This is a genomic window from Myxococcus sp. AM011, assembly GCF_013372595.1.
In the GTDB taxonomy this organism is placed as follows: domain Bacteria; phylum Myxococcota; class Myxococcia; order Myxococcales; family Myxococcaceae; genus Myxococcus; species Myxococcus eversor.
Map to the genome: position 1 here is coordinate 22,477 of NZ_JABXEM010000132.1, position 7,287 is coordinate 29,763.

General features: G+C 64.1%; 4 protein-coding genes and 2 pseudogenes. 1 reads left to right on the plus strand and 5 read right to left on the minus strand.

All coding sequences use genetic code 11. The features are described from left to right. Positions 1-824: 824 nt before the first annotated feature. Complete coding sequence (locus HUW62_RS25870) at positions 825-1,661, minus strand: lipopolysaccharide assembly protein LapB (protein ID WP_255203641.1); 837 nt, start codon at positions 1,659-1,661, stop codon at positions 825-827. A gap of 207 nt (positions 1,662-1,868) precedes the next feature. Beyond that, positions 1,869-2,048, minus strand: a pseudogene (locus HUW62_RS25875) (hypothetical protein); the annotation flags it as partial. Between the two features lie 390 nt (positions 2,049-2,438). Here HUW62_RS25875 and HUW62_RS50070 point away from each other — a divergent pair. Further along, positions 2,439-2,981: a DUF4328 domain-containing protein gene (locus HUW62_RS50070; protein ID WP_176435913.1), complete on the plus strand. Its 543-nt coding sequence runs from the start codon at positions 2,439-2,441 to the stop codon at positions 2,979-2,981. A 227-nt stretch (positions 2,982-3,208) separates the two neighbouring features. Here the strand turns inward: HUW62_RS50070 and HUW62_RS25885 are convergent, their stop codons facing one another. From HUW62_RS25885 to HUW62_RS25895, 3 genes and pseudogenes are all read right to left on the minus strand, one after another. Continuing rightward, positions 3,209-4,543: a hypothetical protein gene (locus tag HUW62_RS25885; protein WP_176435914.1), complete on the minus strand. Its 1,335-nt coding sequence runs from the start codon at positions 4,541-4,543 to the stop codon at positions 3,209-3,211. After that, positions 4,540-6,735, minus strand: coding sequence for a hypothetical protein (locus HUW62_RS25890; RefSeq protein ID WP_176435915.1), 2,196 nt, complete (start codon positions 6,733-6,735; stop codon positions 4,540-4,542). The genes HUW62_RS25885 and HUW62_RS25890 overlap by 4 nt, the downstream gene beginning before the upstream one ends. Further along, positions 6,725-7,287, minus strand: a pseudogene (locus HUW62_RS25895) (hypothetical protein); the annotation flags it as partial. The gene HUW62_RS25890 and the pseudogene HUW62_RS25895, both read right to left, overlap by 11 nt.

Genomic DNA, 7,287 nt, shown 5'->3' on the forward strand with positions numbered 1-7,287 from the left:
AAGACGGTTCGACCCACCTCAATTTGGAGGCCGTTCGTCTGAAGGCTCAAAATCCCAGTCTCTTCGTTGGGCCCCTCCACTGCAGCGGTATGCCCGAGCCCCGGTCGATGCCCCAAGTCTCCCAGGGCGGAGTCCGTCAGCTCCCGCTCAACGATGCGCCGCGCGACGAGCCAGTCCCGAACCTCGGCCGCAAGACGGGGGGCGTCGTCCGCAGATGCGTCCCTGTCCACAATAATCTGAAAGGAATCACCCATAAGAGGCAAGGTATCCGCACAACCAGCGCACGGGCAATCTCTTCGTCGCGGCCACCAACACCAGCCGCCCCGAGAAGTGTAGACTGCGCCTCGCCGCAAGGAAGTCCGCACACAGCATGTCTCCGAGCCATGTGCTCAGGCCAATGGGCGCGAGGTAGCAATGCAGGCGAGGTGGGCTAACAGTTCTCGCTGTTGCTGGCATCCGGAACAGGTTGCAATCGACACATGTCACCGCTGTGGGGCGTTCGTGTGCCTCCAGTGCGTTCGAAGTGCCGTAGCCACCGTCTACTGCGGCCCGTGCCTCGAGCGGCGGTTGGCCGCCCCACGGCAGGTCTCGGCTCAGGCCTGGGGAATCCTTGTCCTTTCCTGCCTCGGACTCGTCCTGCTCCCATGCGGAATCGCGGGAATCTCCCTGGGCTGGAAACACCTACGCTCAATCAGGGCCGGACGCGCGCCTGATGCTGAGCGCTTCCATGCCCTGACTGCGGTCCTCCTGGGCGCACTGGGGCTTCCAGTTTCATTCGCGCTGGCGGTGTTCGGGCACAGCCGCTGGTAGGCCACATGGCAACGTCATGCGGCCTCCCTATCGGTCAGCCCGCGCGCACGTAGGAATGCCTCCATTCGAGGCCACTGGCCACCGAGAGAGTTGAACTCTCCAGGTCGGAATGGCTCCAAGTCCTTCGGCTCCTCGCCCTGGTTCGCGCCCTCTTCCGTGGTGAGCGCGTCCCAAGCAAAGGCCCGAATCACTCGGAGGAGCTTTCGGTAGAGAACGGTGGATTTTTCGACAAACTCCCGGCGGTCGTCAAGCAAACGCACCGTCGCGCCGTAGCGTTCTTCTCGACACAGAATGAGCACCTCCCCCAACGAGAGGTTCACGACGCCCGGCCTGCGGCGGCGATGGGCTTCTTCCAACCAATGCCGTGCCTCGACCAAGTCTCCTTGAAGGGCGAGGCATGCCGCCAACATATCGGGAGCGGCAACGTAAACGTCTGGCATTTCCTTGGTACGCCACCCTCGCGAGAGCGCAAGGAATGCCGCGCGTGCGGCGTCCACACGTCCTTGGAACAGCGCACACAATCCAAGCTGAAAGCGCGTCAGTACGCGCTCCGGAGGACGGAGAGCGTAGCCGTCGGCATCTTCGAGCGCGCGCTGGGCAGCTCCGAGGTCGCCAGCGTCAAGCAACGCGGCCCCCTGCCCACAGAGCGCCACCCACTTCCGGAATCTCCATGACTTGTAGCCAATGAAGGCGATGAAGATGGCGAGCAGCAACGCGGTCTGGACCCATGCCATCGTCTGCTCTTCAGGGTTCCACGCGAGCCAGACTGCGCCCATGGAACCTGCGACCGCGCCAACAACACCCACCATGCCTGGATGCTTCACTTTCTTCTCCACGCGCGAAAACGACATTCATTCCCATCCAAACTCGCTCAACCCCAACAATGAGCCGCCCCACTCGTCAAGAAGAATTGGGCGAGTGAGGAATCCAGTACCGACAAGCGGGACGGCGTGTCCTGGCGAGTGCGGAAGGAAGGAGCCGCCAGGCGCGCCCGCCGACACGCGCTCTGGCTCCTCCAACTCCTACCTCTCCTCTCCCCCGCCCAGTGGCCGCAGCAGTCAGGGCCGGTACCGCTCCGCCTCCCGGAAGAACTGGGTGAGCGAGTAGTCCAGCAGCGACTGGCGGGACGGCATGTACCGGCGGGCACGGAGAAAGGGCAGCAAGACGCGCTTGCCCACGCGCACCTGGAACTCCTCCATCTTCGCCCGCAGCACCCACGTCCCGCCCAAGCGCCGCACCTGCCCACTTCCACCATGGAGGCAAACAGCGACACGGGGTGTTCGCCCATGAGGACGCCCGCCCAAGGCTCTCCGGAATCCCCCCATCACCCCACATCCCATTGACACTCAAGGGCCTACTCATCTAATTGAAAATCAATGACCGAGATACCTAGCAATATCGAACCTCACCCCGCTTGCGCTCAGCACCCTACTCAACCAGCAACGGGAACATGCGGACGCTGCGGATGTTATGCATGCGCGCAATGCCTGGGAAGCATTGCGCGTTGCCAGGACTGCATCCAATTTCTGACCCAAATTCCCGCATCAAAAAAGCGAGCCCGTTGGACGTCACTCTTCCTCCACATCTCCGGGCTTGTAAGTGGAGCAAGCCTAATCAGCGGCACAACAATGCTGCTAAGCCTGATAAAACGCGACCAATCAATTGCATTTGACTACGAAGCCCTATCGCCACTCGTCACGGCAATAGGCGCCACAGACGTCATCTCATACCGCCTAACACCCATTCTGTTTTTGGCGTGGTTCTATAGCGTAGTCCGCCAGACGAACGGACTGGGATTCCATGTTGGAGCGAGCCCAACTTGGGCAGTGGGATGGTGGTTTGTTCCGCTCGCAAACTTTGTACAACCACTCCGGATCATTCAAAGAATCGTACGCGCCCTCAATGCTGGTGCCCGCGTGCCCCCACTTCAAATGGGAATATGGTGGTCCACCTTCCTTCTTTCTCGGACTCTCAGAAGCATCACCGAGAGAATGCCACTCGGCACCTTCTCATTCTTCGAGACCCTCCCACGCTGGACAACCTTCCTGGCCCTTGCTTCACCTATTTCTGCCATCATCGCAGCAGTTCTCTGCCATCGAATTGTACGGGTCATTCAGGACCGGCTCGACAACCTGAGAACCGACGCGCCTCGCTCTCTCGCCTTGTCGTAGGGAACGCGTGGCGTTCATGGCATCTATGAGTTTCGACTCCCCTCCGAGCTTGTTCAGTCAACGGACCAGCGCTCCTCCACAGGCGCGTTTCACTTGGAGAACCGCCCCGGCCCCGCTTCGTAGCGCACACGCACGTTGCGACTCCGGGGTGGCTGTCGTTCTTGCGTCATCAGCCCATGGCCCGCGAATCGACACAGCCCCCCAAAAACAACCGGAGGGGCACTCTCTCAGGGCCGATGCCGCTCCACCTCACGAAAGAACTGGGTGAGCGAGTAGTCCAGCAGCGACTGGCGAGACTGCATGTACCGGCGGGCCCGGAGGAAGGGCAGCCAGACGCGCTTGCCGACACGCACCTGGGACTCCTCCAGTTTCAGCCGAGGCACCCATGTCCCCCCCAGCCGCCGCACCAGCATGCCGCCTAGGTAGGCCCCCAGGGCGGGAGCGGTGTGTTCGTCGATGAGGTCCCGCTTGTACCTCTCCGGGAAGTTCTCCCGCCAGAAGTAGAAGTCCAAGTCCGTGAGGGACTCGGGCGTCTCCTCCATGATGGAGGGCACCTTGGTATGCAGCGCCGCCAGAAGGCTCTCGGACAGGTCTCCGTAGTAGTTGCGGACGCGCTCGAGACTCTCCATGTCCGAGGGGAGAGCAACCGGGAGCCACTCCTCCGGCTCGGGCGGCCGGAAGGCGTTGAGCTCGGCAATCTTCTGCTGCCGGTCACTGATGGCGACCTCGTCCGGCAACCGTGAGAGGAGCGGCGCCAAGTCCGGGTGAAAGCGAGGTTCCACCGGAGCAAGCGCGGCGCTGCGCTCCCTCAGCGTGCGAAGCACCGTGTCGAAGTCGAGGTCTGGCCGCAGGTGGACATGGGCACGAGCCTGGGCCACACGAGCCTCGTCGCTCGCGAAGTCCGCAGCAGTGGGCCGCAGCACTAGGAGGACGGAGCCATTGGGAAGCTCCTCCACGAGGTGTGCAGGAGTAGAGAGCATTCGCTCGCGTCCTACGGACTCGACCAGCTTCGGACCGAAAACGTTCAGCCAGAACAACTCGTAGACCTTGTCGAAGCCATCTCGCTGGGCAGATTCATCGTCGCGTCCGAAATTCGGATAGTCCGAAAGCTGACGTTCAGCCGCACTGTCAGCCACCGCATAAGACGTTGGATACCGAGACGTCCAAGCACGAACCAGATCAATAAACTTGCTGCAACGTCCCTCTCCCCAGAAGAACGACAGAGGTTGAATACTGAGTGCTACATTCAGCCTGGGACGACGCTGCGTGAGCCCGAGATTGAGCGTAAGTGACACAGCAGGACGCGCTGGACGATGCAAGCCGATGATTGAGCCATATTCGCTGCGACGCTCCTCGAGAGCCTTCCAAATGGAACTGCGGGAATATTTTCGTCGCCGAGTACTCGTCACAACACTCGGCATCCACTCGCCAGCGCAAGCCTCAAGGGTATCAAGAAATGGCGCCATTTCGCATTCCACGCCGGATCGTTGATCGAATGCCCCATCAAAGGAGAGCCTCAGACTGTCCTCTGCGTTCAAATCATGAAGCGTCAGCAGCTTCATTGTATCATCACCTCCACACCAGCAATCTCCTCCCTGGTGGTGCGCATCGCATCTCTCAGCACATCCACATCCTTTGGCTTGAGTTCACCTCCTTCATATACAAGGCGGACCCGCTGAACCTGCGCCTCCTGCCGAATCTTCTTCCGCACGATATTCAACTCCCCACCGTAATACCGTAGAGCATTGCCCGCGTCCTCGACCATCTGCGCCGCCAAAGCATCCTCCTTCAGCAACGAGAGGTCCCGACTCTTGAAGCTGAACGTCTCCACACGGGGCCTCAGTCCAGCAGAGGCTCCCTCTTCGATGACAAGCACGTCCGCGAAGCGCAGGTCCGCCTTCACCACCCCTACGTGTATCTCGATGCGCGGCTGGTCGAAGTCCTTGAGCCACCGCCTCTTCGCCTGCGGAAGGGCTGCGTCCGCCTCCAGGATGGCGAGCATCTTCTTCTCGAAGGCCAGGCCTCGAGCGTACCGGTCACGAACGAGTTGGTAGCCGGCCCACTTCAGTGGCCCCTTCTCCGCAGTCCCCTTCTTGATTTCCGCGGCCCTCGACTCCAGGTACGCCACATAGTCGGCCCAGAATGGATCCGCCTTGACCTCGGCAGGAGCAGCCCTCAGCAGTGCCTGGCGGTGCTTCGCCAACTCCGCCATGTTCATCGACAGGCGCTCCCCGGGAAACTCCGCCTCCAACTGCTTGAACTTCGCTTCCGCCACCTCAGCGGGGATTCCGGCCGCCTCTGGTGGCACGGAGGGCCTACTACCGCTTCTTCTCCCTCCGCCACTGCCGGCGGACGCGGCACTCGGGGGCTCGCGATACCGCACCGCCAACGTTGCCTGTGCCTGAGCGACGTTACCTCGTGCCTCGTGAAGAGCCAGCGCGCCGGCTTCGCCCCACTCCGCCACCAGACGGGCCGCCTCCCCGCTCTGTTGGAGGTAGCGGGCCAATTCTCCCACGACGCTCTCCCCGACTCGCGCCTCCAACCTCTCCAGCACCGCCTTCAGCGACTCCACGCGGGACACCACTGCCTGGAGGCGAGCGCGCTCCAGCCGGGAGACGCCAGCTTCACGAAGCGCGCGCGCGCCCTTCCCTCCCGCATACAGCCCCACCATGAGGGCCGCGGGCGCCAACTGCCGCGTGGCCTCCTCGTACTCCCCCTTGGCAAGGGAAGCCCCACCCTGCGCCGTTCCCGCAGCCAGGTGGTAGAAACCCAGGGGCACGCCGAAGGTGAGGTGGTCGAAGGACGCCAGGGCCACGTTGCCCGGCGCGAAGGCCCCCAGGTACTGCGCCTTCTCCACCTCCTCGTATGCGGCCCGGTAGGGCGGTGGGAGCTGCGGGGGCAGCGCGGACGCATCTACGCTCCGGCTTCCGGCGACGAGGGGAATGGAGGCCGCGACGTCATCCGCGGCCCGTCCCAGCCCGCGCGCGATGTCTCCAGAGCGGAAGTCCCGCTCCGGGAAGTCGGTGAGGGCCATGCCCCGCTGCTTCAGCTCCTCGCGCACCACCTCCATGGCCCCCAGGGCGCGCTTCAGCAGCTTGTCCTCGGCCAACAGGCGCAGCAGCTGCCGCACCTCGTCGTCGTGGGTGGTGTGCAGGACGAAGAGGACGAGGACTTCCGCCTTGGCCAGGCCGTGCTTCTCGACGGCGGTGGCGAGGAAGGCCGCGCGCTTCTTGAGGAGGACGCGGGCGGCTTCGGCCTCCAGGGGGCCCAGGGCGCCCAGCCGGACGGCGTTCCAGTCCGACAGTGCCTCTACCAGCCGGGGCATGTCCGCCCTGCGCTGCAAGGCCAGGAAGGCCGCTGGCGTGGTGCACCCGAGGAAGGGCCCCATCACATCCTCGTCCGAGTCCAGGTGCGGCCAGCCCGAGGGCACCTCCCCGCAGGCAACCGACATCGCGCCGACGACGCGGAGGGGCAGCGTCTCCCCCCAGGCCGCGCCCGGTGACGAGGTAGGCGGGCGGCGGTACAACGGCGAATCCTCCTCCTCCTCGCGACCAGGGGAGCCCTCTGGCGCGCTGCCCTCAGGGAGGGTGGCAATGGCGGTGTCTCTCACCACCCGCGCAGGAGACACGCCCGTGTTGTACGAGAGGGCGGCGCCATGCCCCCCAGTCCGGGACAGCGAGGCACAGCCGGTGGTGAGGAGGACGGTGGCCAGCAGCAGGCCGGCCCCACGGCGCAGCCAAGTCTCAGCGAGCATTGTCCACCCCCATGCCCAACGAGACGAAGCCGCCCGGGCGCAGCGTCCCTTCCTGAGTCGGGTACAGCAACGTGCCGCCCTGCCCCAGCGCGTACAGCCCTCCACCGAAGAAACGCCAGCGAACCTGTCCCGAGGCCAGGTAGCGCGTCCCTGGCTGGCCACCGCCCACGGCCACGCCGTGCAGGGACACCTCCAGGCTTCGGTTGAAGAGCTGCAGTCCGAGGCGCCCGTCCGCATCCACACGGCCCCAGCTGAAGGCCTCCACACCCAGTTGGAGGAGCAGGTGCCGCTGCACCACTTCTCCGAGGCCCACCGCGTCCCACCCCAGCAGCAGTTCGCCGTAGGCCGAGTACCCGTCTGGAAAGGGGGCCTGCGCCAACGGCAGCCCAGCGGCGCCTGCTGCCTGGAAGCGTGCCAACTCGTAGTCCGGGCCGAAGTAGCCTTGCCGGAAGCCTCCGTGCTGCCGCCGCACCTCCAGCCGCCCTCGCATGTCCAGCGTCGGTGACACCGCGTCCACGCCCGCGCCCGCCACCGCACCCCATGCGCCCTGTC